This is a genomic window from Candidatus Nitrosocaldus islandicus, from assembly GCF_002906215.1.
In the GTDB taxonomy this organism is placed as follows: Archaea; Thermoproteota; Nitrososphaeria; order Nitrososphaerales; family Nitrosocaldaceae; genus Nitrosocaldus; species Nitrosocaldus cavascurensis.
Window position 1 is genome coordinate 1,529,211 of sequence record NZ_CP024014.1, and the last position, 25,231, is coordinate 1,554,441.

Consider the following 25,231-nt stretch of genomic DNA (forward strand, 5'->3'; position numbering starts at 1 on the left):
ATCAATCACCATCCTCTCTCATTATATTATCCTTAACCTCGTTGAAGTGCTTAACATAATCCTCTGGTCTTAAACCTCTAGCAAGTATGGCTGAGAAGACCTTGGAGTAAAGTTCTTCATCCTCCTCCTTGAGCATCAAAGCATAATCTGCTATATGCTTGCCAGATATCCTCTCCTCATCTGGTAGAGCATCCTCACCAACTGGAACATCCAAACCTGCATCTATAATCCCTTTGGTGCATGCTCCTATCCTAGAGGAGAAGCCTCTTAACCCTGTATATATGATGCAAGAATCTATACCTGCAGCCTTTGCCTTCTTTCCAGCAAGTAAACCTGTAAGATAGCATGCTGGAATACATCGCCTCGAGCCCTTCCATCCATACTTGAGAAGTTCTCTGCTATGAGCAGATGCTAGCACTACATCACCATTTATTGATGCCTTGCTTATCTGAACAAGGATATTCTCATTGCTTATCCTCACAGTTGCAAATACATGCTTCCCTAACAGTATAGCCTTCCTCTTCCTGTAATCAGTTCTACCCTCCCTTATGCGTTTGAGTGTCTGTATGTAACCCAACCCGTGCTATGATGGATTTAAGCATTTATAAATCTTCAGCAGGTGTATCAGCCTCTACCAAAGCTATATGAACAAAATAAATAAAAACAAAAGAAAGGTTTGTGGTTGATGGATGGTATATAGCCTAGGCTACCTAATGCTTGCATATGCATTGTAGGTAAACCTAGGATTCCTGTTGCTCCTGCTCTTCTCTTCCCTACATGCTACTGCTTACTATCATCTACATCCTTCCATAGCATTGAGAAGAGTGCTAGTATAGACTCTATTAGTGCTGTTGAATCTGTCCATATCGCTGCTGTATCATTCTTATTCCTCTCCCTAATAACATGGACCATCTCCTTCCTATCCTTTATAATCACCAATGGGAACTTGCTCTCTATCCTCCTTACATTACTCAAGCCTACATCCATGAATACAGATGCCATGCTTGGGGATACACTACTTATTATCTTTACATTGCTGCACTTTGCTATTACATCAATTATGCCATAGTTGTACATCCTTAGGGCATCAACCTCATTGCATATCATGAGCAGTTCACCTGCATCAGCAACCATACTGCTTATCCTTGCGTATACATTATCCCTACCTTCAAGTATCTGGAACCTATCCTTATCATCGCATGAGGTCTTTGCAAACTCTGGTAGGTTGTTCCATACCTGTAGTATCTCCTCCCTCCTCCTATCGAACTCCTTAAGGCGTTCCATGCTTACATTTATCATAGTCTTCAACAGATCGTTAAACTCAACTGCTGCATATCTCACTGGATGCTCCATCGTTGCTATAACAAGCCCTCTGCTCTGCAACCTATTAAGTATCTGATACGTCTCAGTCCTTGGTATGCCTATATTCTCTGCTATCTCTATAGCCTTCCTGTAGCCAGTCTTTGCAAGGTACACATACACCTTAGCCTCGTTAAGCGTTAAGCCTAGATCCAACAGCACCCTGATTATCCTCTCTATAGGCTCCTTGTATTCATCGTTGTTGAAGAGCATGAACATGCCTGTCATCATCCCCTTACCTACACCCCCTTACTCCTCCCTCTTCCACCTGCAGCGTTTACAGCATCTGCAGACTCTACACCATCCATCTTGCTCTTTGCTATTACATTTGTGTTCATATCTTTAATAATTACACGTTTATTTAAAAAGTTTGTGTAAAATTTACTACTATTAACTAATTTCTATCAAATATTTAGTAGTAAGTACATACTAGAGACTCTATAGTATAGAATAGAGTGTATAGCATTGTTTGTTTGTTAGTTGGTTGGTTAGTTAATGCTAGTCTAGATTAGCATAGAATGGTGCGGGGGGTGGGATTTGAACCCACGAACCCCTAAGGGACGGGATCACCCATCTATCTATCTATCTATCTATCCATCAATCCATCCCATCAATTACTCAGTCAACCCAACATATCCACATATACCCTTGCATATGATGGGATAGATCTTGAGTCCCGCGCATTTGACCAGGCTCTGCTACCCCCGCTTCCTGTATGATAAAGATAGCACAACCTTTATTATAATGTGTTACTCGTGCAATCTATGCGAATATCTGATATAAGGAGTGGAATGAGCAAGGTAACAATAGATGCTGCAGAGGTTGTAAGCATATCTGAGGCTAGAGAGGTTAGGCTGAAGGATGGTGGTAAGGCAAAGGTTGCAGACTGCATAATAAAGGATGATTCAGGGAGGATAAAGTTAACGTTATGGAATGATCAGATAGATATGGTTAGAGAAGGCTCCAAGATATCTATAACAAATGGTTATACAAAGGAGTTCAAGGGCGAGAATACTCTGAATATAGGCAGATATGGTAAGTTGGATGTGATAGAGTATTAATTAAGATCAGCATAGCGTTGTATATATCGTAGATCTGTAAGATAAGGAAGGTAGGGTAAGATATCTACAAGGAATTATTATTATTGACTCTGCAATATTCTAACTTATGTAGCCTAGTTCCCTATCCCTGTCCTTCTCCTGCTCCTCCCTAAACTGCTCCTGCACCATGCCTCCCATACCACCCCTTCTTGCCTGCTGCTCCAGTGCCTTTATTATCATCTCTGTATCCTTTGCCCTCTTCTCTAAACTACTCATATCTATACGCATATTCACAAACTCCAGTAGCGACTTCAACACTGCTTGGGATGCCTTTGCATCAACAACATAGCCAGATGTCTCAGCAAGTAGGCATACACCATTGATACCCTTCAGCCTAGCCATACCAAGCAGTAAACCGTTCATACCTGTTATACTACCACTATCCATAGTTGCTATCCCTCTACTCTTTAGCCCTTCAATCATATCAGCGCTTGTTGCTGTTGCATAAACCCTTGGCTTATCCATGAATACACCTGTTATGTATGCTGCTAACGTGAATATCATCTTTGTATTCAACTCTACTGCTATATCTATTATGGTTTCAGCAAGTAGATGCTCTCCCTCTGGGGTTAGAGGCTGCGCATCAGCAGTTAGAAGGAGTAGATCATTATTGCTGTTACTGTTACTGTTAACATCCCTTCCCCCATAGTCCTGCCAATAGTAGATGCTGTTCTTCATGAGCTCAACTGTACCATCCTGCCTTATAACAACCTGTGGAGGGAATGAGTAAGAGTATATATCTATCATGGGCTTTGCTTTGAGTTCTTGCACTAGATGCTCCACAGCCAACTTACCAACATACCCACTCCCTGGGAACCCGCATATCATGTATGGCTCGTTGAGTCTTGGCTTATCTACATAAACAATCTTTATGTACTCATGCATACTGGTTCTACCATGATTGCCAATTTAAGTGTTAAATAGTATAGGAGAAGAAGGAGGGTGATAGTATTATTGGTACTTTGTTAATCTTCAACACAGACCATGGTCTCTGTATTATCAATCCCCTTTATAGCATGTATCTTCTGCGTAACTACATCTGCTATACCTTTAAGATCGCTAGCCTCTACACTTGCTATTATATCTGTATGTCCAGTAACAGCAAATGCCTCCTTAACCCCTTCCGTGCTCCTAAGCAACTGTATTATCCTCTCTATGTTTGCACCAGCCTCTATCTTTATCTCCACGAATGCTTTCATACAATAGTTAGAACTGGATATACTTATAAAGATTTGAACGCAAGATAGTAGACACCATACTGCCTGTAGATTGCTTTATTTACCTCTCCTTCAGTACAAAAGTCATGCATCCATCTCAAGTGCCAGTTATACACTCATTCATGGTGAGTGATGTGAATTCTGCCATGGATGCAATAGATGGTATACTCCAACTCTATGAGCAGCATAGAGCGATAAGGTTTAGAGTGCTATTACCAAAGAGCAGTAATGCAAGGAGCATAGGCTATGCACTGCTCAACGAACTCAACCTAAGGATAAGGCATCTCTTCAAGGGTAGCATGAGCATAAACATAAGATACCTTGTATACCATCATGATAGCAACCATTATGCACTACTACTCCTTGATGAGGATTCTGCAAATACGTTCATGTTATAAACATTAAGATGGTTGATGTAGTCTGAAGATCCTTGCCATGAAGTTACCAACTATCAGCCCCAATAACGTGCCTCCAACCACATCCATGGGATAATGTGCCCCAACGTATACCCTGCTGAATGATATAAGTATAGGATAAATCCAGAATAGCATCCCAATACTCATCCTACCAATACGCTTCTCCCTAAGCATGTAACTCATGACTAGAGCAAATGCAGTGCTCCATGAGGCATGACCAGATGGGTATGAGCTTGAACTTACTGCAATAGTATCCAACTCAACCTTGTACTCCAAGCCCTCTACCTTGAACTCATAATCTGGCCTATCCCTGTACACTATGTTCTTCAACTGCAATGATGCTAGAGCAGTTACAAGTATCACAAGCATGAGAACTGCTCCCATCCTTCTACTACTCTTCCTCACGATGAGTATGAATGCTATTATTAGCAATGGCGAGAAGTATATGGGAAATATATCTGATGTTGTTGTTACCCCAACCATGATAAGATCCATGCTATATGTTCTGGAGCCAGTTATAGCCTTGAATATGCTAGTATCTAGACCCTCTGTTACCCCCGATGCTACAAGGATGCTCACTACTACAAAGGCTATTAGTAGTGAGAAGAATGTTATGGAGCGTAAAGGTACCAATGCTGTTCTTCCAAGCACATGTAGCAGATCGTATACAAATAATATTATCATTACTATCTACTTGATGGTGGATAGATGAAGATAGAGAGTAGAGTGAAGGATGGAACAAAATAAAGTTTTTATCGCTATGGCATCTAGTAGATGCAGATAGAGGGTAGAGAGGATGAACATGCTAACAGTAGATGATATGGATCTTAATGGTAAGACTGTATTCATCAGGGTTGATATGAATGTTCCAATCCATCCAGATACACTCAAGATAATAGAGAGGATAAGGATAAGTGAGGCAAGCACAACTATAAAGGAACTGGAGCATGCAAGGGTTGTTGTAGGCTCCCATCAAGGCAGGGTTGGGCGCTATGACTACACAGATCTAAGCCAGCATGCTGAGATACTTGAAGGGATGATAGGTAGGAAGGTTATGTTCGTTGAGGATGTGATGGGTCCAGAGGCTAGGAGAAGGATAGAGGGTATGAAGGATGGGGATGTCCTTCTTCTTGATAACCTAAGGTTCTGTGCAGAGGAGAACTACGAGTTTGCTCCAAAGGATGCAGCAAATACAGTGATGGTCAGAAGGCTTGCAAGGTTCATGGATGCATGCATACTTGACTGCTTCCCATCTGCACATAGGGCACATCCATCCATAGTAGGCTTCCCATACCTGCTCCCTGCATGCGCTGGAAGGCTTGTTGCAAGGGAAGTTCAATCATTGGATAGAGTGCTTACTGTTGCAAAGGGACCATACGTTGTCATACTTGGAGGTTCAAAGATCTCAGATAGGCTTGAGGCTATAGAGACGCTTATACAGGGAGGCAGGGCTGATAAGGTACTCCTTACTGGGCTTATATCCATAATATTCCTCATGGCACAGGGTAGGTTCAAGGCAAACAAGCTAGGCATAAAGGAGGAAGCACTTGTTGAGAAGGCTAGAAAGTTGATGCAGAAGTACCCAAATGTATTCATGCTCCCTGTGGATTACGCTACAGAGAATAATGGCGAGAGGGTTGAGAAGAACCTTGATGAGTTCACTGATGATGATACCATCCTTGATATAGGGAGCAAGACGATAGAGAGTTATGAGAAGGTTATAAGCGGTGCTGGCACTATATTCATGAGCGGACCTGCTGGTGCATTCGAGAGGGAGCAGTTTGCATATGGTACAAAAACACTGCTAGAGATAGTTGCAAGGTCTCTAAGTACTACAATAGTTAGTGGAGGGCATATGACTGCAGCACTCCAGAGGTTTGGACTAAGCGATAAGGTTGATCATATAAGCACTGCTGGTGGTGCACTAGTACTCTACCTTGCTGGGAAGAAACTACCCATGATGGAGGTTCTGGAGATGGCGTATGAAAGGGTAGCAGCGAAGGCATGAGTAGAGTGTAGATAGATATAGCATATCATGATATTCCCTTCCTTCTCTTATAAAAGGCAATAACAACTACTAGAAGAGTTTTGATGCCTCCTCCTTTATGCTTGATGCCTCACTCTCGCCCATCTTATCAGCAAGGTAAGAGTATATGCCAAGCTTGAATACCTTGAGTGAGAGCAATGCACATTTGATCCTTGCTGGACCAAGGTTGGGTAAGCCAAGGGCCTCCAGTATATCCTGCTTCCCTAAAGCCTTAACCTCCTCTAGGCTCTTACCCATGACCATCTCTGTAAGCATGGATGCACTTGCCTGGCTTATTGCACATCCCTTGCCGTTGAACCTTATATCCTTTATCTTACCATCCTCAAACCTTATGTGCATCTCAACCTCATCCCCACATAGAGGGTTTGAGTCCCTAACCACAACATCTGGCCTCTCTAGCCTTCCATAGTTCCTTGGGTTTCTGTAGTAGTCAAGTATTATCTCCCTATAGATATCCGCACTACTCATAGATTGATCAACCTCCTACCCTGAATATCAACCTTGCCCTCTCTAGAGAGTCTATGAACCTATCTATCTCCTCCCTTGTGTTGTATATGTACAGGCTTGCCCTAGATGTTGCTGCTACCCCTAGCCTCTCCATCAATGGCTGAGCACAATGGTGCCCAGATCTTATCGCTATCCCATCCTCATCAAGTATAGTTGCTAGATCATGAGGGTGTATATCTGCTAGGTTGAATGAGAATACTGCCCCACGCCTATCTGCCTCCTTGCTCCCATACAACTTCAAGCCCTTAACCTCCATCAGCCTTGATAGCATGTACTCTGTGAGTTGGTGTTCATATGCTCTAACATTCTCCATACCTATTGCATTAAGGTAATCTATAGCTGCACCAAAGCCTATAACATCTGCTATATTGGGTGTACCTGCCTCGAACTTCCATGGCAGATCGTTCCATGAGGCAGTATACTTGTGCACCTCCTTTATCATATCCCCTCCACCTATGAATGGGTCCATGGCATCAAGTATATCCCTCTTGGCATAGAGTACTCCAACACCAGTTGGACCAAGCATCTTGTGTGCAGAGAATGCAAAGAAGTCACAACCAATATCCTTAACATCTATAGGCATATGAGGGGTAGATTGTGCACCATCAACAAGGACTTTTATGCCCTTATCCTTACATATATCAACTATCTCCTTTACTGGGTTTATAGTACCTAATACATTTGACATATGGGTTATGGCAACAAGTTTAACATTAGCATGGGATATAGCATCGTATAGATCATCAAGGATGAGCGAGCTATCACCATCATCACTATCACCATAACTATAACTATCACCATAATTAGTGCTATTACTGCTACTATTGCTTCTACTACTATTGCTACTATTACTTCCTTTGGCACCATCACCATAATCTATCCTAATGTAGTGCAATCTAGCACCCTTCTCCCTAGCAAGCAACTGCCAAGGTACTATGTTGCTATGATGCTCCATCTCGCTAACAACTATAGTATCCCCAGCCTTTATGTTTGCCCTACCCCATGCATATGCAACAAGGTTTATTGCCTCTGTTGCATTCCTTACAAATACAACCTCATCACTCTTAGCATTTATGAACCTAGCAACTTTGCTCCTTGCACCCTCATACGCTTCTGTAGCCTCCTCAGAGAGTTGGTGTACAGCTCTGTGTATGTTTGCATTGTAGTTCATGTAGTAGTTGTATATAGCATCTATAACCTGCTTTGGCTTCTGTGTTGTTGCAGCATTATCGAAGTAGATAAGCCTCTTACCATTCCTAACGCTCCTCTCCAGTATTGGAAAGTCAGCCCTTATCCTCTTAACATCGATTATGCTTAACATCTATTCATTCCACCTGCACGTATATATCATCGCCATCTATTTTAACATTGTACCTCCTCAATGGTCTCTCTGCTGGTGGATTCAATGCTACACCATCTTCAAGCCTAAAACTTGATAGATGCAATGGGCATGTGATCTGCCCCTCGGCAAGAAAGCCCATGCTCAGATCTGCATCCATATGCGTGCATATCCTATCCAAGGCATATATGATGCCATTCTGCACTATGAGCATCAACTGCCTTCCATCAAGATCTATGCTTACTACCTCTCCCTCTTTAAGATCGTACTTGCTGCATACCCTAACCCAGTTCATGCCCAATCAGTTAGTTGATCAATCAACCAATCAATCAATAGTAACAAACATTATCTATCTCATCTATACTTGTAATGCTTCTCAAATATATCGCTCTCTATCCTCCTAGACTCCTCCTCAACCTCCCATATCTCCCTCATAACATCATCCGATCTAAGCATCAACTGCCTTCCTCTCCACTTGCAATCAACTAGGTATGTTGTGTATATCCTTGCATCCATGCTTAGCCTCTTTAGCAATGGCTCTATGAAACCAAAGACTATAGCCCTCTTTGCCTCATCCCTGCTCATACCTCTACTCATCATGTAGAAGATCTGCTCCTCATCAATCTGTGCAACAGATGCAGAGTGTGTTGCTTTAACCTCATTGGTCTCTATCTCTAACGCTGGTATGGAGTCTGCCCTTGCCCCTTTGTTAAGGATTATTGCATGACCAGCAAGATAGGACTCTGAGCCCTTTGCATCCTTGCCTATATTTATCATACCCTTGAATAGTGATCTGGATGTATCCTTTACTATAGCCTTTGATAACACTCTACCTCTTGTACTTGCTTCCAGATGCATCATATTTGCTGTAAGATCGAATGCTTGGGTACCATCACCAAAGATGATGTTGAAGTGCTCTGCACTTGCACCAAACCCCTCTAGCATGTTATCTACCTTGCATCTACTCAATGTGCCTCCAAACAAGCCTAGATACGAGTTGAACCTTGCATCCCTTGCTATGAATGCCTTCCTATTTGTAAAGTATGCTATATTACTGCTCATACCTTGGGTTGTTATGAACTCTACATCTGCATTATCTGCTATGTAGCACTCGTTGGATTCAAAGTATGCCTGCTGTGTACCATTGCTAGCATTATTATCATCACCACTATAACCTGAGTAGAGTTCTTGAACTATCCTTACCCTGCTCGATACATCAGCATATACTATATTCCTCTCAACAAGGGTACCATCACTTGGCAATGAACGTATTATAGTTATAGGTTCATCAAGCACCATGCCCTTTGGTACGTATATGAAGAGGCCAGAGTTGAATAATGCATGCTCTAGTGCAAGGAACTTATCCTCACCAGTGTCTATCCTGCTTGATACTCTCCTTATAATCTCAACACTCTCATCATCCTTAAGTGCATCCATGATACCCTTTATGACCAACCCTTCCTCCTCAAGGCTTTTGCTCAACCCTTTAACCTCTATGCTTCTACCTGCTTGGGTTATGACTATACCCTTCCTTATCTCATCCCTCCTCCTCTTCAACTCATCATCCAACTCATGAGTACCATCAAGCATGATCATCAACCTGTTAGTATCAAGGAGGTTTGCTGTTGTATACTTGTTGAAGAGTGGTGACCTCTCATCTGGAAGGGTTCTATAATTGGATAATGCTTTAACCCTAGATTCTATGAGCCATGCTGGCTCATTGTACCTTAACCCAATAACCTCTCTTACCTTTTGATCATCAAAATATGAGATGGGTAATGCACTCTCCATCATATCGATCGAGCCTTGTCCTTTAACCTACAGCACCCTCCATCTCCATCTTTATTAGCCTATTGAACTCAACAGCATACTCCATTGGTAACTCCTTTGTGAATACCTCTAGGAAGCCTGAGACTATTAGGCTCAACGCCTCCTGCTCAGTATAGCCTCTACTCATTATGTAGAAGATCTGATCTTCGCCTATCTTTCCTACACTAGCCTCATGGGTTATTGTTGCATCATCCTCATTAACCTCTATGTATGGATATGTATCGGTTCTAGATATCTCATCTATAAGCAGGGCATCACATCGCACAGTTGACTTTACATTGGTTGCTCCCTTTGCAACGTGCAGCAACCCTCTGTAGGATGTTCTACCTCCATCCTTGCTAACTGACTTTGAGATTATCTTTGAGGTTGTGTTTGGTGCAAGGTGTACAGCCTTTGCCCCAGTATCCTGGTGCTGACCCTTGCCAGCAAAAGCAACGCTCAACAGATCTGCCCTAGCATTCTTTCCTAGCAGATATACAGATGGGTACTTCATAGTTAACTTGCTACCTATATTTGCATCAACCCACTCAACCACAGCATCCTCATATGCATATGCCCTCTTCGTTACTAGATTGTAGACATCATTGCTCCAGTTCTGGAGCGTTGTATAACGTACAGTTGCACCCTTCTTTGCTATAACCTCTACAACAGCACAATGCAATGACTCTGTTGAGTAGATAGGTGCTGTGCATCCCTCTATATAGTGTACCTTGCTGTATGGCTCTGCTATTATCAGTGTACGCTCGAACTGACCCATGTTCTGTGCATTTATCCTAAAGTAGGCATTAAGTGGCATATCAACCTCTACACCCTCAGGTATGTATACGAATGAGCCCCCGCTCCATACAGCACTGTTAAGTGCAGCAAACTTGTTATCGTTTGGAGGTACAACCTTTGCAAAGTGCTTCCTGAATATATCCTCATGCTCCTTCAGTGCTGTATCTGTGTCACAGAAGATGACGCCCTTCTTCTCAAGATCCTCCCTCAACTTATGGTATACTGTCTCTGACTCGTACTGTGCACCAACCCCAGCAAGGAACTTTCGCTCAGCCTCTGGTATGCCTAGGCGCTCAAAAGTCTTCCTTATATTCTCTGGCACGTCATCCCAACTCCTACCCTTCCTGTCGGTTGGCTTTGCATAGTAGTAGATGTTATCAAAGTCAACCTTGCTGAGATCTCCTCCCCATCTTGGCATGGGCATCTTCAGGAACATCTCATATGCATTGAGCCTAAACTTGAGCATCCACTCAGGCTCATTCTTTATCCTGCTTATCTCCTCTATGGTCTCCCTTGATAGACCCTTCCTGCTTATGTAAACATACATATCAACAGGGTCCTTAAAGTCGTACTTGCTGTAATCCCTTATAACATCCTGGCTTGCCATACCATTATAACTCTGTTATACATATTTAAACATTCTACTGCTCCATATTGCTCAATAAACACTTGTATTATGGATTATCTTCAACATCTTCTACAATCTTCAGTAATAATTCAAGTGTACCCTGTACCGTATGCTCATCAGCAACATAAGGATTAAGACCATATGCTCTAAGTGTATCTGCTGTTAATGGTCCTATGGCAACTATGCGAGTACCATTCTTCAAGATAGCATCTACAGCATCGTCCTTGCTATACTCGTTAATGATGGTGAAGAATGCATTAACAGATGATGAGCTAGTGAAGATTATATGATGTAAACTTCCATTTGCAATGTACTCTGCAACCTTCTTCCATCCATCATGCCTGCTTGGCACTACCCTGTATATATGCTCCTCATCAACCCTGAAGCCAAGAGAGGTTAAAGCATCAGCAAGGAGGGTGCTTGCCTCTCTACTCCTTGGTATGAATACCCTAACCTTACCACCATGCCTAGGATCATCCTTGATAGATCTGAAGAGTTCTATGAGACCATAGGATGAGTATCTTGGAGGGATGAGGTCTACCCTTACACCACTCTTAACCAACTCATCCCTAGTGCTTGGACCTACTGCAATAACATAACATCTATCATTAAGTATGCTAGGCTCAAGACCACTAGCATGTATAGCATCAATGATGAACCTAACAGCACTAACACTCATGAATACTATAAAGTCATACTCTGATGATATGAACCTCTTCAATGCATTGATGACCTTCTCCTCATCCCTTACAACATCTATGGTCTTATGAAGCATGAGATTGAACCCCTTCCCCTCCAACTCTGCAATTATGCTCTTAATCTTATTGCTACTGCTAGCATTACTCTCTTCACCCTCTCTCACCTCTATCCTATCCCTTGTGAGTAGTATGATCTTCTGCATTGCATAAATCACCTGAACGATCTATACTTGCATCCCTTGTACCATCTTAACTTCTCTGCAAGATCCACAGTTCTACCTATAACTATTACAGCAGGGGGTCTAACATCCCTTGCATACTCAACTATGTTCTTGAGCGTTGATATGGTAACCCTCTGCTTATCTTTAACAGTACCATACTCTACTATAGCAATTGGTGTATCCTCAGCAATACCATTGCTCAATAGAGTATCTACAATATCCTTGAGGTTTGATATACCCATAAGCACTACAAGAGTATCTACTACCTTTGCTATACCTGCTATATCAATACCATGCTTATCCTTGGTAGCCTCATGCCCAGTGATTATTGCTAGAGAGGATGAATATGCTCTATGGGTTAGGGGTATACCTGCATATGCTGGTGCAGCTATTGCAGATGTTATACCTGGCACTATCTCAAACTCTATACCATGCTCTACTAGAAACTCTGCCTCCTCCCCTCCCCTTCCAAATATGAATGGATCTCCTCCCTTAAGCCTAACAACCTTCTTACCTTCTCTAGCATACTTGAGCATGAGCATATTGGTGGTATCTTGATGGGTGGTATCATCCCCAACCTCTCTGCCAACGTAAACCTTCTCAACATGCTCAGGTATAAATCCAAGTACTCCATCACTAACAAGCCTATCATAAAGCACCACATCTGCCTGCTCTATAACCTTCAAGGCTTTGATGGTTAATAATCCTGGATCCCCTGGACCAGCGCCAACTATGTATACCTTGCCATTACCATTACCATTGCCATTACCATCGTTATTGCTACTATTACTACTATTGTTATGGCTATTGCTATCGTAGTTACCATCACTCTTACCATTGCTACCCATAGCCCCTCCTCCCCCTTCTTCTTCCTCCTCCTAACCTTCTCCCATGACCACTATTACTAGATGCTAGCATTGCTATGCTCAACAGTTGATCTCCACTCCTCAGATATTCTCCTTGCTCCTTGCTCTAACAGGGATCTTGCAACCATTGCTCCTAATCCCTCTGCATCAGCAATGCTTGATGATGCAGATGCCCTTACAACATCTCTACCATCTGCAGAGATTATACATGCCTCTAATGTTAGAAGGCCTGATGGATATGCTCTTGCAAGTGCGCCTAGAGGCATCCTACACCCAGCATTCATCTCCCTTAACAATACCCTCTCAGCCTCTATCTCTGCTCTAGATGCTATATCCTCTATACCCTTCAACAACCTGATAAGATCATTGCTATCCTTCCTTACAACTACTGCAAGTGCACCCTGTCCTGGGGCTGGCATCATTATATCCTTGCTAAGCCTCTCAACGAAGTAAGGCCTTAGCCCTGACCCTGATCCTAGCCCTAGCCTTGATAGTCCAGCCTCTGCAAGCACTACTGCATCATACTCCCCATTAAGCATCTTCCCTATCCTTGTATCCACATTACCCCTTATTGGCTTCACTACAAGATCACCTCTAACCCTCTTGAGCTGTACAAGCCTTCTTAGACTACTGGTGCCTATAACACTCTTGCTTGGGAGGCTTGTAAGGCTATAGCCTTGACCCTTGCTTATCAGCATATCATATGGACTATCCCTCTTTGGTACTGCTGCTATCACAAGATCCTCATGCAGATCTGATGGTACATCCTTCATGCTATGGACAGCAAGATGCACACTGCCAGAGAGCACTGCCTGATCAACCTCCTTCTCAAATACACCCTTACCATCTATAGTGTAGAGTGGTCTAGCATCCATATCGCCTTTGGTCTTTATAGTAACTATCTCAAACTCTATACTGCTATCTACATGCTTAAGGAGTGATATAACATGCTCAGTCTGCACCAATGAGAGTCTGCTCCCTCTACTCCCTACTAGTAACCTCAACCCTTTTGCTCAACTCCCTTGCTAATATACTCAATACTCTACCTATCTTCTCCCCTGTACTCCTTATGATGGTATCATCATGTGCAAGTGAGAGGAAGCATACCTCGAACTGTGATGGTGGTATGAATACCCCTTGCTTCAGGAGTTCCTTAAAGTAGGATTTGAATAGCGTTGTGTTTGATAGTTTAGCAGTAGCATAATCTCTAACCTCATTGCTTGTAAAGAATATCTGAAGCATTGATGCTATTGAGTTGATCCTTGCCTCAATCCCATTATCCCTAACCATATCACTCATCATACTTACAAGTTCATTGCATCTCTTCTCCATCAACCTGTATATTGATCTATGCCTCATCAGATACCTTATAGTTGCTATTGCTGCTGTAACACATACAGGGTTGCCAGCAAATGTGCTCCCTTGGTAGAGCCTACCCTCTGGTGCAAGCATACTCATAACATCCCTTCTCCCTGCAATACATGCTATTGCAAATCCATTTGCCATTGCCTTTGCAAATGTTGCTATATCTGGCTTGATGTTATAGTACTCCTGAGCCCCTCCCAAGGCTAACCTGAACCCTGTAACAACCTCATCAAATATAAGTAGTGAACCATGCTCCCTGCAGACACTGCTGAGGGTCTCAAGGAATCCATTGGATGGAGGTATTAATCCAGCATTGGCCATAACTGGCTCTACTATTATGGCAGCAACATCATCCCCTATCTTCTGCATAGCATCCTTGATGGCATCTATATCATTGTATGGTAGGATGATTGTGTTGCTTGCAACACCCTCAAGCATAGCAGAAGAGAGCATCTCATCCACACTTGCATATGATTTAACAAGTGTATAGTCATGGGAGCCATGATAGCAGCCATCGAACTTGATTATCTTCCTCCTCTTTGTATATGCCCTTGCTATCCTTATAGCATGGTACGTAGCCTCCATACCTGTATTGACAAGCCTTATGGTCTCTGCACATGGTATGCATCTGTTGAGTAGTTCAGTAAGCTCAACCTCATGCTCAGTTGGCATACAGTATAGGGAACCCTTTGAGAGTTGTGCCCTAACATCATCTATCACATCCTTGAATGCATGCCCAAGCAGTAATGCACCATAGCCCATGCAGTAGTCTATATAGGAGTTGCCATCAACATCATAAACCCTGCATCCTCTAGCACGTTTAACAAAGAAAGGATATGGTTCAAAGTACCTTATTGGGCTATTAACACCTTTAACCATATGCTTGGATGCTCTCTCGAATAGTTTGATGCTCTTATCCATCCCTCTACCTCTACTCATGATAGCCCTCATGAGATAACCATTAATAAAATTTATAATCTTATCATAGCATAGAATGATGATGCTATCTCTACTATCTATTCACTTTACCATTCATTATCTCTGCTGCTCTCTTTGCAAAGTATGTTATTATAATATCTGCACCAGCACGTCTTATGCATGTTAGCAACTCCATAATAACAGCATCCTCATCTATCAACCCTTGCATGGCTGCTGCCTTCACCAATGCATACTCTCCAGAGACGCTATACGCTGCCAATGGATGCTTGAACGTATCTCTAGCAAGCCTTATTATATCCAGATATCCTATCGCTGGCTTAACCATTATTATATCAACACCCTCAAGTATATCCTGCTCAATCTCCCTCATTGCTTCCCTAGTATTTGCATAGTAGAGTTGGTAACTCTTACGATCCCCAAACCTTGGTGCTGAATCTGCTGCACTTCTAAATGGTGCATAGAGGGAGGAGGAGTACTTTGCTGAATATGACATTATGAGGACATCCTTGAATCCATTATCGTCAAGTGCATCCCTTATTGCTCTAACCTGACCATCCATCATGGCTGATGGAGCAACTATATCTGCACCAGCATAGGCATGGCTGACTGCTATCCTTGCAAGAACATCAAGGGTACTATCGTTATCTACTCTATTTCCATTTATAAGACCACAGTGCCCATGTGTTGTGTACTGGCATGTGCATACATCTGTGATTATTGTAAGTTCATCACTACTGAACTCCCTCCTTAATGATGATACTGCCCTCTGTACTATCCCATCCTCAGCATATGCAGATGATGCATGCTCATCCTTGATTCTTGGGATGCCAAATAGTAGTACTGCTCTTACCCCTAACTCGATGAGGTGTCTCACTTCATGGTTGAGCATGGATAATGGGAGCCTGCTTAATCCTGGCATTGATTGGATAGGCTCCTTATCCTCTATACCCTCTTGCACGAATACAGGGTATACAAGGCTATCTAGGTTTATCCTGCTCTCCATAAGCATGCTCCTTATCACACTACTCCTCCTCAACCTCCTCAACCTACTAGATGGGAATGCTATGCTTGAAGTCATGCTTGAGATGCTTGATTTGGAAGGTTGTGGGTAAGGTTGCTGTTGAGATCTCTGCCCCTCTGTAAAGTTTGAACCCTTCAATACTATTCACCTTGTATGGTTATACTGCTCCTCCAAACCATGCCCATACTTGAATAACCTACTTGCAGTTCTTATAAACTCAACATCCCCATTCTCTGATGCCTTCCTCAACTCATCCATAGGTATGGATAGGATGCTCTCAACTATTGCATAACTCATCTGCTCAACTACTTGCTTACTATACTCATCAAGGTTGAGCATACTCAATGCCTTCTCCAACTCTCTCTGCCTTATCCTATCAACACTCCTGAAGAGTGAGTCTATTATTGGTTCTACCTCAAACCTCCTCAACCTAGCCTCCATAGCATTAACCTCTTCCCTAACTATACGCTCAGCCTCACTAACCTCCTTCATCCTTGCACCTATATTCCTCTCAACCATGCTCGATATCTCATCAAACCTTATCACCTTTATACCATCTATGCTATCTACCCTAGGCTCTACTGTGCTTGGGTTTGAGAGGTCTAGTAGGAGAAGGGAATATGCAGATGGTGCATGCTCAACCCCTCCATCCATATTGTTCATACCCCTCTTCCTCTTCCCCTCCATAACCTCTACCATCTTCTCATATGTTATAAGCCAGTACGGTGCTGTAGTAGCAATGAATAGTGCATCTACTTTATCCAACTCACTCATAGCATGATCAAACTCCATAGGCTTGCCTCCAACCCTCTCAGAGAATGCCCTTGCCCTCTCCATGGTTCTACTGGTAACTATGAACTCAATACCCTTATTCAAGAGGGGCTTTGCTACCATGCTTGCTGCCTCACCAGAGCCTATTAGCATTATCCTCCTACCATAAAGCCCATGGAGATGCTCCTCTGCAAGTTTAACTGCTATAGAGCCATAGGAGATACTGCCCTTGTTTATGTTTGTGCTTGCCCTAACCTTGCTACCAACCCTAACTGCCTTCTCAAATAGCATGCTAAGGTATGAGTCAACCCCATTACTCTTCCTAGCATTCTCTAGTGCACGCTTCACCTGTCCAAGTATCTGATCCTCTCCAACTACGAGTGAGTCAAGACCAGATGCAAGCCTGAAGAGATGAAGTATAGCATCCTTGCCTTTGCTCAACTCAACACTCTTCTCCAGCACTTCTCTATCAAGGTTAAGATACTCATGCCAGATATCTAGCAAGGATGATGGATCATCAACCTTACTGCTTGCTGCATACACCTCTACCCTGTTGCATGTCTGGAGGATGAGCAGTTCATCGAACCCATGCTTATCCTTCATCCTGTATATGGATGATGTATCCTTGAATGTGAAGCGCTCAAGCATGTGTATAGGTATTTGCCTGTATGTTACCCTAGCGTTTAGGATGTTCATCATCTAACGCTACCTCCATAACTGCTAAGAAGGGCTAATGCTCTTGCTCTAGCCTCCTCCAGCCTCTTACCCTTGAGCATATCTACTATCTCTCTATCCCTTATTACTGAGTATATGTAATCCTTTCTAGCATGGATATCGCTTATATGCTTCATAGCAATGCTCCTTGCATAATCTGCAAGTCTTATCATCTCTATATCCTCCTCTCTTATAAGCCTCTTGAGTACCCTCTCAGCCTTTATCCTTAGCATTCTAGCCATAGCTGGGCTACTCCCTCTAGTTGATATTGCGATGAAGAGTGTATCATGGATGTTGATAACAGCAGGATGGATGAAATCGCTTATTGCTGGGTCATCTGCAGCATATGCAAGTATACCCATGGACTTTGCCCTCTCCACTATACCTCTATTCAATGCTTTATCGTTGGTTGCTGCCATAACCAAGAATGGTTTCTCAAACTCATCAAGTATGGATGGATCCTTGATGCTCCTCTTCACCAACTTTATACTACCATCTCTAGCAAGATTCAGCAGGGATCTGTTGAACCTATTGCTTACTACAGTTATGCTCTTGCATCCCTGCCCTAGAAGTGCCTTAACCTTTCTAGTACCCTCAACACCAGCACCTATAACCAGAACACTCTTGCCCTGTATGTTGAGGTCAACTATCAAGTTGATCATCTAGCATAGGCTAACATCTTATTTATAGGTTGAGGTATACATGCCTAACATCCCATATGTATTATATGCCTATATTATAATATGCTAACAAGGTTGGTTACATACAGTTAATATGCAAACAAGGTTGTTACATACAGTTACCAATATTAACCACTTTGATATGAAGAGGTGTATGCAAGTACAACAACTAGATGCAGTAGATAGGGAGATACTTAACATCATACAATGGGAGTTCCCTCTAGTTGCAAGACCGTTCCTTGCTATAGGTGAGAGACTTGGTATAAGTGAGGAGGAGGTCATTGCAAGGATAAGGAGGCTCAAGGATGAGCAGATCATAAGGGAGATAGATGCTATATTCGATACTAGGAGGTTGAAGTACAAGAGTGCTCTAGTAGCGATGAGTGTAGAGCAGTCAAGGATAGAGCATGTAGCAGAAGCAGTGAATAGACATCCTGGTGTCAGCCATAACTACGAGAGGGATGATCCAAACTACAATCTGTGGTTCACGATAGCAGTACCTCCATATGGCAACGTTAAGCGTGAGGTTGAGAGGTTTGCTGCACTTGAAGGGGTGAGGAGGTACATGATACTCCCTACCATCAAGTTGTACAAGATAGGTGTAAGGCTTGATATGAGTGATGATGATGCAACAGATATCAAGCCTCTAGAGAATAATGCTGATACAGGTACAAGATCCACAGCAATAGCAACAAATGTTAACTTTGAGCCGGATGAGGTGGATAAGATGTTCATAAGAGAGTTGCAGAAGGATATAGAGGTGGTGAGTGAACCGTTCAGTGAACCTGCAAGGAGGCTTGGCATAAGTGTTGAGGATTATCTTGCTAGAGCAAAGTACTATGAGAGTATAGGTGTTATGCGTAGATTTGCAGCGATACTTAGGCATAGGAATGCTGGGTTTATAGCAAATGGGATGATTGTATGGATAGTGCCAGAGGCAAGGATAGATGAGGTTGGTACACTCCTTGCATCATTCCCTCAAGTTACACACTGCTATAGAAGACCAACTTATCCAGACTGGCCATACAACCTCTACAGCATGGTACATGCAAGGAGTAGAGAGGTATGTGAGGGTATAGCAATGGAGTTTGCAGCACGCGTTGGCATAAGCGATTACAGGATACTCTTCTCAACCAGAGAGTTCAAGAAGGAGAGGGTTAGATACTTCATAGAGGATTCTTAATTAGAATTTACTAGTTTGGCTATTATTTTATTTATTTATTTATTGGATGCTCTGCAGTAGTACAAAGTCCTTATCATACATCTCATTTATTACATTCAACTCATCACTATTCAGATACTTACCATCTGAGATTGTTGCATATGCCTCTAACTCCTCTATGCTGGTTACTGTTGGTAGCACTGATGATACACACTGCTCTGAGAGGATGAACTTTATAGCGAGTTCTCTTATGCTCCATCCCCTAGCCTCTGCTATAGGCTTTAGCATATCAAGCCTCTTGCTAGCCTCCTCTATCCATGCCCTCTTCCTGAATGCTCTATGATCGTTCTTATCCAACTGTGTATTAACCGTTAGTTTGCCTGTAAGCACTCCAGAGGCATCTGGTACCCTAACCAGTATACCAACATCGTTTGCTCTAGCATATGGGAAGAACTGCCTTGCTGGCTCCTGCTCCAGTATGTTATATACTGTCTGTAGAGCGGTAACATTCCTCCTCTCCATAGCATATATACCTTCATCCTTCCATCCTATTGCTGGACCTAAAGCAACACCATAGTGTCTTATCCTTCCCTCTGCTCTCAACTGCTCCAATGCTAGGAAGAGTGGATCATGCATTATGGCATACATCTTTGGGTTATGGAGGTTGTAGACATCAACGTAACTCCTCTCCAACCGCTCTAAACTCTTCTCTAAAGCAAATTTAACATATTTAGCATCGAACCTCTGTGGCAACTCACCATGCCCTATCTGCTCTATACTAGAGTATATATCATAGCCAAACTTTGTTGATATGATAACCTCATCCATTGCCATATCCTTGAATGCCCTTGCTATAAGCCTCTCACTCCTCCCCTTCCCATATATATCTGCTGTATCAAAGAAGTTTATGCCAAGATCATATGCACGCTTGAGCATCCTTATAGCATAATCATCATCCATCTGCTTGCCCCACCAATCCAATGCTATAGTCCATGCACCAAAGCCTATCTCAGAGACTAGTATGTTGCTCTTCCCAAGCCTTCTATACCTCATCCTGCCATCACCCCATCAACCTCCCTCTTTATCCTATCAAAGATGATATCATCAACAACAGGCTTGCCTATCCTAACACCCTTTAGATCATCCTGGTCAAGCCTTATCCATGATCTACACCCATAGTAATCTCCCTTCATATCAACCACTATTGGCTCCTCAAGCCTATATGCTCTAACAAGCATAACGCTAACAGGCTTATCCCTGTTCCACTGCATCCTATAGTCTAGGAAGAGATCGTTGTATATATGGTATCTATTAAGTTTAAGCAATCTAGACTTGTCACTACTCTCATAGTATGATGCTACCCTTGCTGCTGATCTTATAACAACCTTATCGACTGGTGCATGAACCTCCAGCATATCATAATCAAGCCTGTACTCATCCTTTATATACTGCCTGCTCTGATGCTCAAACGTTGGGAATAGCAGGAACTCATTACTTGCTACTGAGAACCCATCCTCCAATATCCCTCCCTTCCTGAATAGGATGAAGTGCTTACCTTGTTCAACTGCTCTAACAACTATAGCCCACTCCTTGAGTGCATGCCAACCCAGTATCTTGCTATCTGTAGTGTGAGCAGTATTAGCCAAGGTCTCTTATCACCTCCTCTATTGGTTTATATATACTTACCAGCATAGGGGTATCCTTAACAACGTACCTGCTTACCTGTGTCTCCCTCAACTGCATCACGAGTTCATGGAATGCATATATATCATCTGTCTCAAACGCAAGCATAAAGTCCTGATCATCAAGCCCAAAGGAGTAGGATGTGTTCAGCCTTACCATGGGGAACTTTCTACCAACCATTGCATGCTCCTCCATCATCCTCCTCCTCTCCTCAAATGGTAATAGATACCACTCTCTACTCTTTATGAATGGGTATACTATAACGTACTTGAATGGCTTCTCACCCTTTAGGAATGAGGACTCTGCCTTGCCAGTGTAGGTTGATGGCTTGAGTACTGAGATGTAAACGTATGTTGGGGTTATGTACTTGCCTAGAACTGTTCTATACAGCCTTGCTACTACGCTCTGAACCTTCTCTAGTGCATCTGATGCAAACCATAGCATAAAATCAGCATCCTCCCTTAAACCAACTAGGGAGTATGATCTATACTTCAGATCTGAAGATGCTGACTCTAGTATGGAGATGAACTCCTTTGCTGACTCTTGCTTTGTAACATCGTTAAGCCATCTCCACTTCTGATCAACCTTGAAGAATGAGAAGTTGAAGAATGTATGGCTAGACTCTAAACCTTGAGCATCGCTTTGGATACTGCTATGTACATTACTCATTATATGCTACTAGAGGATATAGGCATATTTACTTTACTGTAGTACGTATAGATAGTTAGTTGGCTTATATCGTTTGCTCAATATAAAGTTAGCATCATCAATATAATAAGATGGGTAGTTAAGCTGACCTTGCCCTCTTTATCATCTCTATCAACTCATCCAACTTGTAACTTCCATACTTTGGATTGTATGCTATGTTATTCTCATCTATAGAGAACTTCTGCTGTGTACAGCATACAAGATAACCTTCTTCTCCCTTCCATTGCTGATCAGTTGTTATATAGTTGAGGAAGAGTAGTACTCTCTCACCCTTCTTTAGGCTTACATTCATGTTTATAACCTTCTCACCATCACCAACTGTCTTTAAGACTATAACCTTATCATTGTAGTTGCCTGTCAACTCCTGCTCTATATCAAGGGTCAATTCACCAACGACCTTGTATATCTTCCCATCATCATGACTCTGAACTCCTACTCTATCACCAACCCTGCCTATAACTATTATATCAGCCCATCTGGATATCTCCTCTATACTCATATCTATCTCTGCATGATAAACGCCCATTTTCTTCTCGAATATACCTGTGCTTGTGAAGAAACTCAGTATAAGATATGCTGCTACACTTATAGCCACTCCTGCTACTATTATATTTGTTCTTGTGCCCATATTCTGCTCTCACCCATATATACTACTTTACTATTATATGACTTGCTATCCCATCTCTGACAATTATAACTCCCATACATTACGCTATTAGGATTCCCTGATATATCATTAAACATAACCCAATGCCCAAATTCATGTTCCATAACATTCAGACGTGTAAGGTGATACAGTACATCTACCACTGCTAGAGCAATATAGTAACTATCTATCTCTGTATCAACATCTACAAGTAACCTCCTTGTATAGAAATGTTCTTGCCAAGAATACAGCATTAAAACTCGCTACACCTATCAATTATTACAACCTGTACTCCTCCTTATCTCAAATATGGATGGTAGATCATTCCAACTATTCCTTGTTTGATCTATCTCACTTGCAAAAGGAGTACCTTCCAACACTCCATCTATCCTTGCAAAGGCTGTAAGAGTCATAACATGCATAAGTGTATGGTAGAACCATCTATAACCACTGCTAGCATGCATAAACGATACTTATACTGGTTATTACTACAAATACAGCTGCTATAGATATATCCTAATTAGAACATCTATAAGAAAGCATTATGAACTCTTTTTATTAATATTATTAGTAGATCTTACCAACTACATCACCTGTTAATCATCCTTTACCTCCTTCTCTATCCAGCCATAGCCCTTCTCTTCAAGCATCTCAGCAAGTTCCTTCCCTCCAGATCTAACAACTCTACCATTAGCCATAACATGAACGTAATCCAACTTCTTAAGATACCTCAGTATCCTAGCATAATGCGTTATAACCATAACGGAGGTATCCTTGCTTATGAAGTTGTTTATAGCATTTGCAACTGCTTTAACAGCATCTATATCTAGACCAGAATCAGGCTCATCAAGTATAGCAAATCTAGGCTTAAGTACTAACATCTGGAGTACTTCAGACCTCTTCTTTTCACCCCCAGAGAAGCCCTCGTTAAGATACCTTGCAAGGAATGAACCATCAAGCCCAACAACATCTATCTGCCTCTTCATGTAATCATGGAACTCCCTAACTGTTAAGAACACCTCCCTGCTCTTGTCCTGATACGACTTGTTCATTATGTTGTATGCATTCCTTAGGAAGTTGCTGAAACTAACGCCAGAGATCTCAACTGGGTACTGGAAGCCTAAGAAGAGACCCTTCCTTGCCCTCTCATCTGTTGATAGGTCAAGGATACTCTCACCATCAAGCCTTATATCTCCTCTGCTTACTGTATACCTAGGATGTCCAAGCAGTGTGTATGCTAGAGTGCTCTTGCCAGAGCCATTTGGACCCATTATTGCATGCACCTCTCCACTCTCAACAGCAAGGTTCAAACCCCTGATTATCTCCCTTGAGTCTATGCTAACGTGAAGATCAACTATCTCCAACCTCATAACACCGTTATTAGAGCGATCTTATATAAATATTGAGACTCTAACCATTCTTATCCCTCGATCCTGCTTATCAATTAATTGTATGCTAGAATTGATTAAATAAAATAATTGTATAAATGATATGCTATTGTGCTGATTTAAGCAGTAACCTTATCCTGTAGTTGTTGAGTATCTCCCTGCATCTATTCCTTATCGTAACCTCAGTCACCTTTGATACAGTTGAGATGTCATGCTGGAGAATCTTTATGCCTAGAAGCATCGCTGCTATGTATATGTATGCTGCAGCAAGCCCGTTTGGAGCCTTGCCATCTATCATAGCATTATGATCCTCATCCTCAACCTTCCTTGCTATATCTATTGCAAGCTTCTCAACCCTTGTATCTACCCTTGATAGGTTTGAGAGCTTTGATATGTACCTGTCTAGTGTCAACTGTACATGCTGCTCATGCTTCTTATCTGCTTGTGTCTGAGCATCAATGCCAATGCTATCACTACCCTGCTCTATTGCGAGCATTCTGTAGTATCTGTACACCAACTTCTTGCTCTGCACGCAGTTTGCTGCCTCAACAATCTCATCCATAGATCTCACTATAGAGCATCTCTTGCATGCTAGATATACACTAGCAGCAGCCATGCATGCTACAGATCTACCCTTTGCCCCACTCTTGTTCTCAAAGTTCCTATACAGGAGTGATGATGTCTCACATACTATACTTGGTAATGATAGTATTGAGCATATCTCGTTTATCTTGATAAGAACGTTACGTAGCCTTCTATCCCTGCTAGAGCATGCTCTTAACCTATTATGCCATCTCCTTATACTTGCTATCTGCTCTACCATGCCAGAGCATATACTCTTACCTGTGAAGTCCTTATTCGCATATGATATCTCTGTAGATATGCCTAGATCATGATATGCATAACTTGTATGCCCACCACTCCTTGAGCTCTTAAGCCTCTCCTCTGGCTCCCTTGCTATACTCTCTGGCAGCAGAGTTGGTATATGCTCCATAGCAACATAACCACAAGATGAGCAGAAGTACTCCCCACTACTCTGATCCTCTATAATTGAGGAACCACACTCTGGGCATGACCTTTGGCTTACTACTACCATAACACATCACCAACTAATCTTATGTTGTGATATGTAGTAATGCTTAGCATGCA

28 protein-coding genes and 1 tRNA gene are annotated in these 25,231 nt (G+C 42.3%); 4 read left to right on the forward strand and 25 right to left on the reverse strand.

The genetic code is table 11. The features are described from left to right. Position 1: 1 nt before the first annotated feature. The 3 genes from CRG89_RS08080 to CRG89_RS08880 all read right to left on the reverse strand — a co-directional run bounded on the left by CRG89_RS08080 (position 2) and on the right by CRG89_RS08880 (position 2,067). The gene (locus CRG89_RS08080) at positions 2–577 is read right to left on the reverse strand and encodes a 50S ribosomal protein L18 (protein WP_103287741.1); all 576 of its coding nucleotides are present in this window, start codon (positions 575–577) and stop codon (positions 2–4) included. Between the two features lie 203 nt (positions 578–780). Continuing rightward, positions 781–1,590, reverse strand: coding sequence for a TrmB family transcriptional regulator (locus CRG89_RS08085; protein ID WP_103287742.1), 810 nt, complete (start codon positions 1,588–1,590; stop codon positions 781–783). A 288-nt stretch (positions 1,591–1,878) separates the two neighbouring features. Beyond that, positions 1,879–2,067, reverse strand: a tRNA-Leu gene (locus tag CRG89_RS08880). Between the two features lie 56 nt (positions 2,068–2,123). Here CRG89_RS08880 and CRG89_RS08090 point away from each other — a divergent pair. Beyond that, positions 2,124–2,420: an OB-fold nucleic acid binding domain-containing protein gene (locus CRG89_RS08090; protein ID WP_103287743.1), complete on the forward strand. Its 297-nt coding sequence runs from the start codon at positions 2,124–2,126 to the stop codon at positions 2,418–2,420. 99 nt (positions 2,421–2,519) lie between these two features. Here CRG89_RS08090 and CRG89_RS08095 read toward each other — a convergent pair whose 3' ends face one another. Together CRG89_RS08095 and CRG89_RS08100 are read right to left on the reverse strand one after the other, a co-directional pair. Continuing rightward, the gene (locus CRG89_RS08095) at positions 2,520–3,344 is read right to left on the reverse strand and encodes a proteasome assembly chaperone family protein (RefSeq protein ID WP_103287744.1); all 825 of its coding nucleotides are present in this window, start codon (positions 3,342–3,344) and stop codon (positions 2,520–2,522) included. 80 nt (positions 3,345–3,424) lie between these two features. After that, positions 3,425–3,658: an Lrp/AsnC ligand binding domain-containing protein gene (locus CRG89_RS08100; RefSeq protein WP_103287745.1), complete on the reverse strand. Its 234-nt coding sequence runs from the start codon at positions 3,656–3,658 to the stop codon at positions 3,425–3,427. A gap of 104 nt (positions 3,659–3,762) precedes the next feature. Between CRG89_RS08100 and CRG89_RS08105 the strand changes: the two genes are divergently transcribed. After that, positions 3,763–4,074 (forward strand): hypothetical protein, encoded by a 312-nt coding sequence (locus tag CRG89_RS08105; protein WP_148695104.1) that lies wholly within the window; start codon positions 3,763–3,765, stop codon positions 4,072–4,074. A 3-nt stretch (positions 4,075–4,077) separates the two neighbouring features. On the opposite strand, the gene CRG89_RS08110 is transcribed toward CRG89_RS08105, so the two are convergent. Continuing rightward, on the reverse strand, positions 4,078–4,743 hold the full coding sequence (locus CRG89_RS08110) for a phosphatase PAP2 family protein (RefSeq protein ID WP_158648795.1): 666 nt from the start codon (positions 4,741–4,743) through the stop codon (positions 4,078–4,080). Positions 4,744–4,888: 145 nt separating this feature from the next. Here CRG89_RS08110 and CRG89_RS08115 point away from each other — a divergent pair, with 145 nt between their 5' ends. Further along, positions 4,889–6,100, forward strand: a complete 1,212-nt coding sequence (locus CRG89_RS08115) for a phosphoglycerate kinase (protein ID WP_103287748.1) — start codon at positions 4,889–4,891, stop codon at positions 6,098–6,100. 69 nt (positions 6,101–6,169) lie between these two features. Here CRG89_RS08115 and sufU read toward each other — a convergent pair whose 3' ends face one another. The 12 genes from sufU to CRG89_RS08175 all read right to left on the reverse strand — a co-directional run bounded on the left by sufU (position 6,170) and on the right by CRG89_RS08175 (position 18,477). Beyond that, a complete protein-coding gene (gene sufU / locus CRG89_RS08120) occupies positions 6,170–6,607 on the reverse strand; it encodes a Fe-S cluster assembly sulfur transfer protein SufU (RefSeq protein WP_103287749.1) in 438 nt (145 codons plus the stop codon). 7 nt (positions 6,608–6,614) lie between these two features. Further along, positions 6,615–7,967, reverse strand: coding sequence for a cysteine desulfurase (locus CRG89_RS08125; RefSeq protein WP_197706659.1), 1,353 nt, complete (start codon positions 7,965–7,967; stop codon positions 6,615–6,617). Positions 7,968–7,971: 4 nt separating this feature from the next. Further along, a complete protein-coding gene (locus tag CRG89_RS08130) occupies positions 7,972–8,280 on the reverse strand; it encodes a Rieske (2Fe-2S) protein (protein ID WP_103287750.1) in 309 nt (102 codons plus the stop codon). A 59-nt stretch (positions 8,281–8,339) separates the two neighbouring features. Next, positions 8,340–9,779, reverse strand: a complete 1,440-nt coding sequence (locus CRG89_RS08135; RefSeq protein WP_103287751.1) for a SufB/SufD family protein — start codon at positions 9,777–9,779, stop codon at positions 8,340–8,342. Positions 9,780–9,798: 19 nt separating this feature from the next. After that, positions 9,799–11,199 carry a Fe-S cluster assembly protein SufB gene (sufB, locus tag CRG89_RS08140; protein ID WP_103287752.1) on the reverse strand — a complete coding sequence of 467 codons (1,401 nt, stop codon included), beginning with the start codon at positions 11,197–11,199 and terminating at the stop codon, positions 9,799–9,801. 67 nt (positions 11,200–11,266) lie between these two features. Next, positions 11,267–12,121 carry a uroporphyrinogen-III synthase gene (locus CRG89_RS08145; RefSeq protein ID WP_103287753.1) on the reverse strand — a complete coding sequence of 285 codons (855 nt, stop codon included), beginning with the start codon at positions 12,119–12,121 and terminating at the stop codon, positions 11,267–11,269. Between the two features lie 8 nt (positions 12,122–12,129). Next, positions 12,130–12,987 carry a uroporphyrinogen-III C-methyltransferase gene (gene cobA, locus CRG89_RS08150; RefSeq protein ID WP_103287754.1) on the reverse strand — a complete coding sequence of 286 codons (858 nt, stop codon included), beginning with the start codon at positions 12,985–12,987 and terminating at the stop codon, positions 12,130–12,132. A gap of 56 nt (positions 12,988–13,043) precedes the next feature. After that, positions 13,044–14,009 carry a hydroxymethylbilane synthase gene (gene hemC / locus CRG89_RS08155; RefSeq protein ID WP_103287755.1) on the reverse strand — a complete coding sequence of 322 codons (966 nt, stop codon included), beginning with the start codon at positions 14,007–14,009 and terminating at the stop codon, positions 13,044–13,046. Further along, complete coding sequence (locus tag CRG89_RS08160) at positions 13,987–15,309, reverse strand: aspartate aminotransferase family protein (RefSeq protein WP_197706658.1); 1,323 nt, start codon at positions 15,307–15,309, stop codon at positions 13,987–13,989. Before CRG89_RS08160 ends, hemC begins: the two co-directional genes overlap by 23 nt. A gap of 73 nt (positions 15,310–15,382) precedes the next feature. Next, the gene (gene hemB / locus CRG89_RS08165) at positions 15,383–16,387 is read right to left on the reverse strand and encodes a porphobilinogen synthase (RefSeq protein ID WP_103288004.1); all 1,005 of its coding nucleotides are present in this window, start codon (positions 16,385–16,387) and stop codon (positions 15,383–15,385) included. A gap of 87 nt (positions 16,388–16,474) precedes the next feature. Beyond that, positions 16,475–17,800, reverse strand: a complete 1,326-nt coding sequence (gene hemA / locus CRG89_RS08170; protein ID WP_103287756.1) for a glutamyl-tRNA reductase — start codon at positions 17,798–17,800, stop codon at positions 16,475–16,477. Continuing rightward, on the reverse strand, positions 17,797–18,477 hold the full coding sequence (locus CRG89_RS08175) for a precorrin-2 dehydrogenase/sirohydrochlorin ferrochelatase family protein (RefSeq protein ID WP_103287757.1): 681 nt from the start codon (positions 18,475–18,477) through the stop codon (positions 17,797–17,799). Before CRG89_RS08175 ends, hemA begins: the two co-directional genes overlap by 4 nt. Positions 18,478–18,649: 172 nt before the next feature. On the opposite strand from CRG89_RS08175, the gene ahbB reads away from it, so the two are divergent. Then, positions 18,650–19,678 (forward strand): siroheme decarboxylase subunit beta, encoded by a 1,029-nt coding sequence (ahbB, locus tag CRG89_RS08180; protein WP_103288005.1) that lies wholly within the window; start codon positions 18,650–18,652, stop codon positions 19,676–19,678. Between the two features lie 39 nt (positions 19,679–19,717). Here ahbB and CRG89_RS08185 read toward each other — a convergent pair whose 3' ends face one another. The 7 genes from CRG89_RS08185 to CRG89_RS08220 all read right to left on the reverse strand — a co-directional run bounded on the left by CRG89_RS08185 (position 19,718) and on the right by CRG89_RS08220 (position 25,178). Beyond that, a complete protein-coding gene (locus CRG89_RS08185) occupies positions 19,718–20,710 on the reverse strand; it encodes an aldo/keto reductase (protein ID WP_103287758.1) in 993 nt (330 codons plus the stop codon). Further along, on the reverse strand, positions 20,707–21,303 hold the full coding sequence (locus CRG89_RS08190) for a DUF1802 family protein (protein WP_103287759.1): 597 nt from the start codon (positions 21,301–21,303) through the stop codon (positions 20,707–20,709). Before CRG89_RS08190 ends, CRG89_RS08185 begins: the two co-directional genes overlap by 4 nt. After that, a complete protein-coding gene (locus CRG89_RS08195) occupies positions 21,296–22,009 on the reverse strand; it encodes a chlorite dismutase family protein (RefSeq protein WP_103287760.1) in 714 nt (237 codons plus the stop codon). Before CRG89_RS08195 ends, CRG89_RS08190 begins: the two co-directional genes overlap by 8 nt. Positions 22,010–22,127: 118 nt before the next feature. Further along, the gene (locus CRG89_RS08200; RefSeq protein WP_103287761.1) at positions 22,128–22,676 is read right to left on the reverse strand and encodes a hypothetical protein; all 549 of its coding nucleotides are present in this window, start codon (positions 22,674–22,676) and stop codon (positions 22,128–22,130) included. 290 nt (positions 22,677–22,966) lie between these two features. Further along, entirely contained in the window at positions 22,967–23,158 is a 192-nt protein-coding gene (locus CRG89_RS08210) for a hypothetical protein (protein WP_103287763.1), read from the reverse strand. Between the two features lie 132 nt (positions 23,159–23,290). Further along, on the reverse strand, positions 23,291–24,064 hold the full coding sequence (gene sufC / locus CRG89_RS08215) for a Fe-S cluster assembly ATPase SufC (RefSeq protein ID WP_103287764.1): 774 nt from the start codon (positions 24,062–24,064) through the stop codon (positions 23,291–23,293). 124 nt (positions 24,065–24,188) lie between these two features. Continuing rightward, positions 24,189–25,178 (reverse strand): transcription initiation factor IIB, encoded by a 990-nt coding sequence (locus CRG89_RS08220; protein WP_103287765.1) that lies wholly within the window; start codon positions 25,176–25,178, stop codon positions 24,189–24,191. Between the last annotated feature and the right edge of the window lie 53 nt (positions 25,179–25,231).

Bases quoted from the DNA above. Each gene is read 5' to 3' on its own strand.
- CRG89_RS08160 (WP_197706658.1), bottom strand. From the start codon at position 15,309: ATGAGTAGAGGTAGAGGGATGGATAAGAGCATCAAACTATTCGAGAGA.
- hemB (WP_103288004.1), bottom strand. From the start codon at position 16,387: ATGACTTCAAGCATAGCATTCCCATCTAGTAGGTTGAGGAGGTTGAGG.
- CRG89_RS08090 (WP_103287743.1), top strand. From the start codon at position 2,124: ATGCGAATATCTGATATAAGGAGTGGAATGAGCAAGGTAACAATAGAT.
- CRG89_RS08145 (WP_103287753.1), bottom strand. From the start codon at position 12,121: ATGCAGAAGATCATACTACTCACAAGGGATAGGATAGAGGTGAGAGAG.
- CRG89_RS08085 (WP_103287742.1), bottom strand. From the start codon at position 1,590: ATGATGACAGGCATGTTCATGCTCTTCAACAACGATGAATACAAGGAG.
- CRG89_RS08100 (WP_103287745.1), bottom strand. From the start codon at position 3,658: ATGAAAGCATTCGTGGAGATAAAGATAGAGGCTGGTGCAAACATAGAG.
- sufU (WP_103287749.1), bottom strand. From the start codon at position 6,607: ATGAGTAGTGCGGATATCTATAGGGAGATAATACTTGACTACTACAGA.
- ahbB (WP_103288005.1), top strand. From the start codon at position 18,650: ATGCAAGTACAACAACTAGATGCAGTAGATAGGGAGATACTTAACATC.
- CRG89_RS08125 (WP_197706659.1), bottom strand. From the start codon at position 7,967: ATGTTAAGCATAATCGATGTTAAGAGGATAAGGGCTGACTTTCCAATA.
- hemA (WP_103287756.1), bottom strand. From the start codon at position 17,800: ATGATGAACATCCTAAACGCTAGGGTAACATACAGGCAAATACCTATA.
- CRG89_RS08130 (WP_103287750.1), bottom strand. From the start codon at position 8,280: ATGAACTGGGTTAGGGTATGCAGCAAGTACGATCTTAAAGAGGGAGAG.
- CRG89_RS08095 (WP_103287744.1), bottom strand. From the start codon at position 3,344: ATGCATGAGTACATAAAGATTGTTTATGTAGATAAGCCAAGACTCAAC.
- sufB (WP_103287752.1), bottom strand. From the start codon at position 11,199: ATGGCAAGCCAGGATGTTATAAGGGATTACAGCAAGTACGACTTTAAG.
- CRG89_RS08175 (WP_103287757.1), bottom strand. From the start codon at position 18,477: ATGATCAACTTGATAGTTGACCTCAACATACAGGGCAAGAGTGTTCTG.
- CRG89_RS08105 (WP_148695104.1), top strand. From the start codon at position 3,763: ATGCATCCATCTCAAGTGCCAGTTATACACTCATTCATGGTGAGTGAT.
- cobA (WP_103287754.1), bottom strand. From the start codon at position 12,987: ATGGGTAGCAATGGTAAGAGTGATGGTAACTACGATAGCAATAGCCAT.
- sufC (WP_103287764.1), bottom strand. From the start codon at position 24,064: ATGAGGTTGGAGATAGTTGATCTTCACGTTAGCATAGACTCAAGGGAG.
- CRG89_RS08220 (WP_103287765.1), bottom strand. From the start codon at position 25,178: ATGGTAGTAGTAAGCCAAAGGTCATGCCCAGAGTGTGGTTCCTCAATT.
- CRG89_RS08200 (WP_103287761.1), bottom strand. From the start codon at position 22,676: ATGGGCACAAGAACAAATATAATAGTAGCAGGAGTGGCTATAAGTGTA.
- CRG89_RS08135 (WP_103287751.1), bottom strand. From the start codon at position 9,779: ATGATGGAGAGTGCATTACCCATCTCATATTTTGATGATCAAAAGGTA.
- CRG89_RS08185 (WP_103287758.1), bottom strand. From the start codon at position 20,710: ATGAGGTATAGAAGGCTTGGGAAGAGCAACATACTAGTCTCTGAGATA.
- CRG89_RS08115 (WP_103287748.1), top strand. From the start codon at position 4,889: ATGAACATGCTAACAGTAGATGATATGGATCTTAATGGTAAGACTGTA.
- CRG89_RS08195 (WP_103287760.1), bottom strand. From the start codon at position 22,009: ATGAGTAATGTACATAGCAGTATCCAAAGCGATGCTCAAGGTTTAGAG.
- CRG89_RS08210 (WP_103287763.1), bottom strand. From the start codon at position 23,158: ATGCATGCTAGCAGTGGTTATAGATGGTTCTACCATACACTTATGCAT.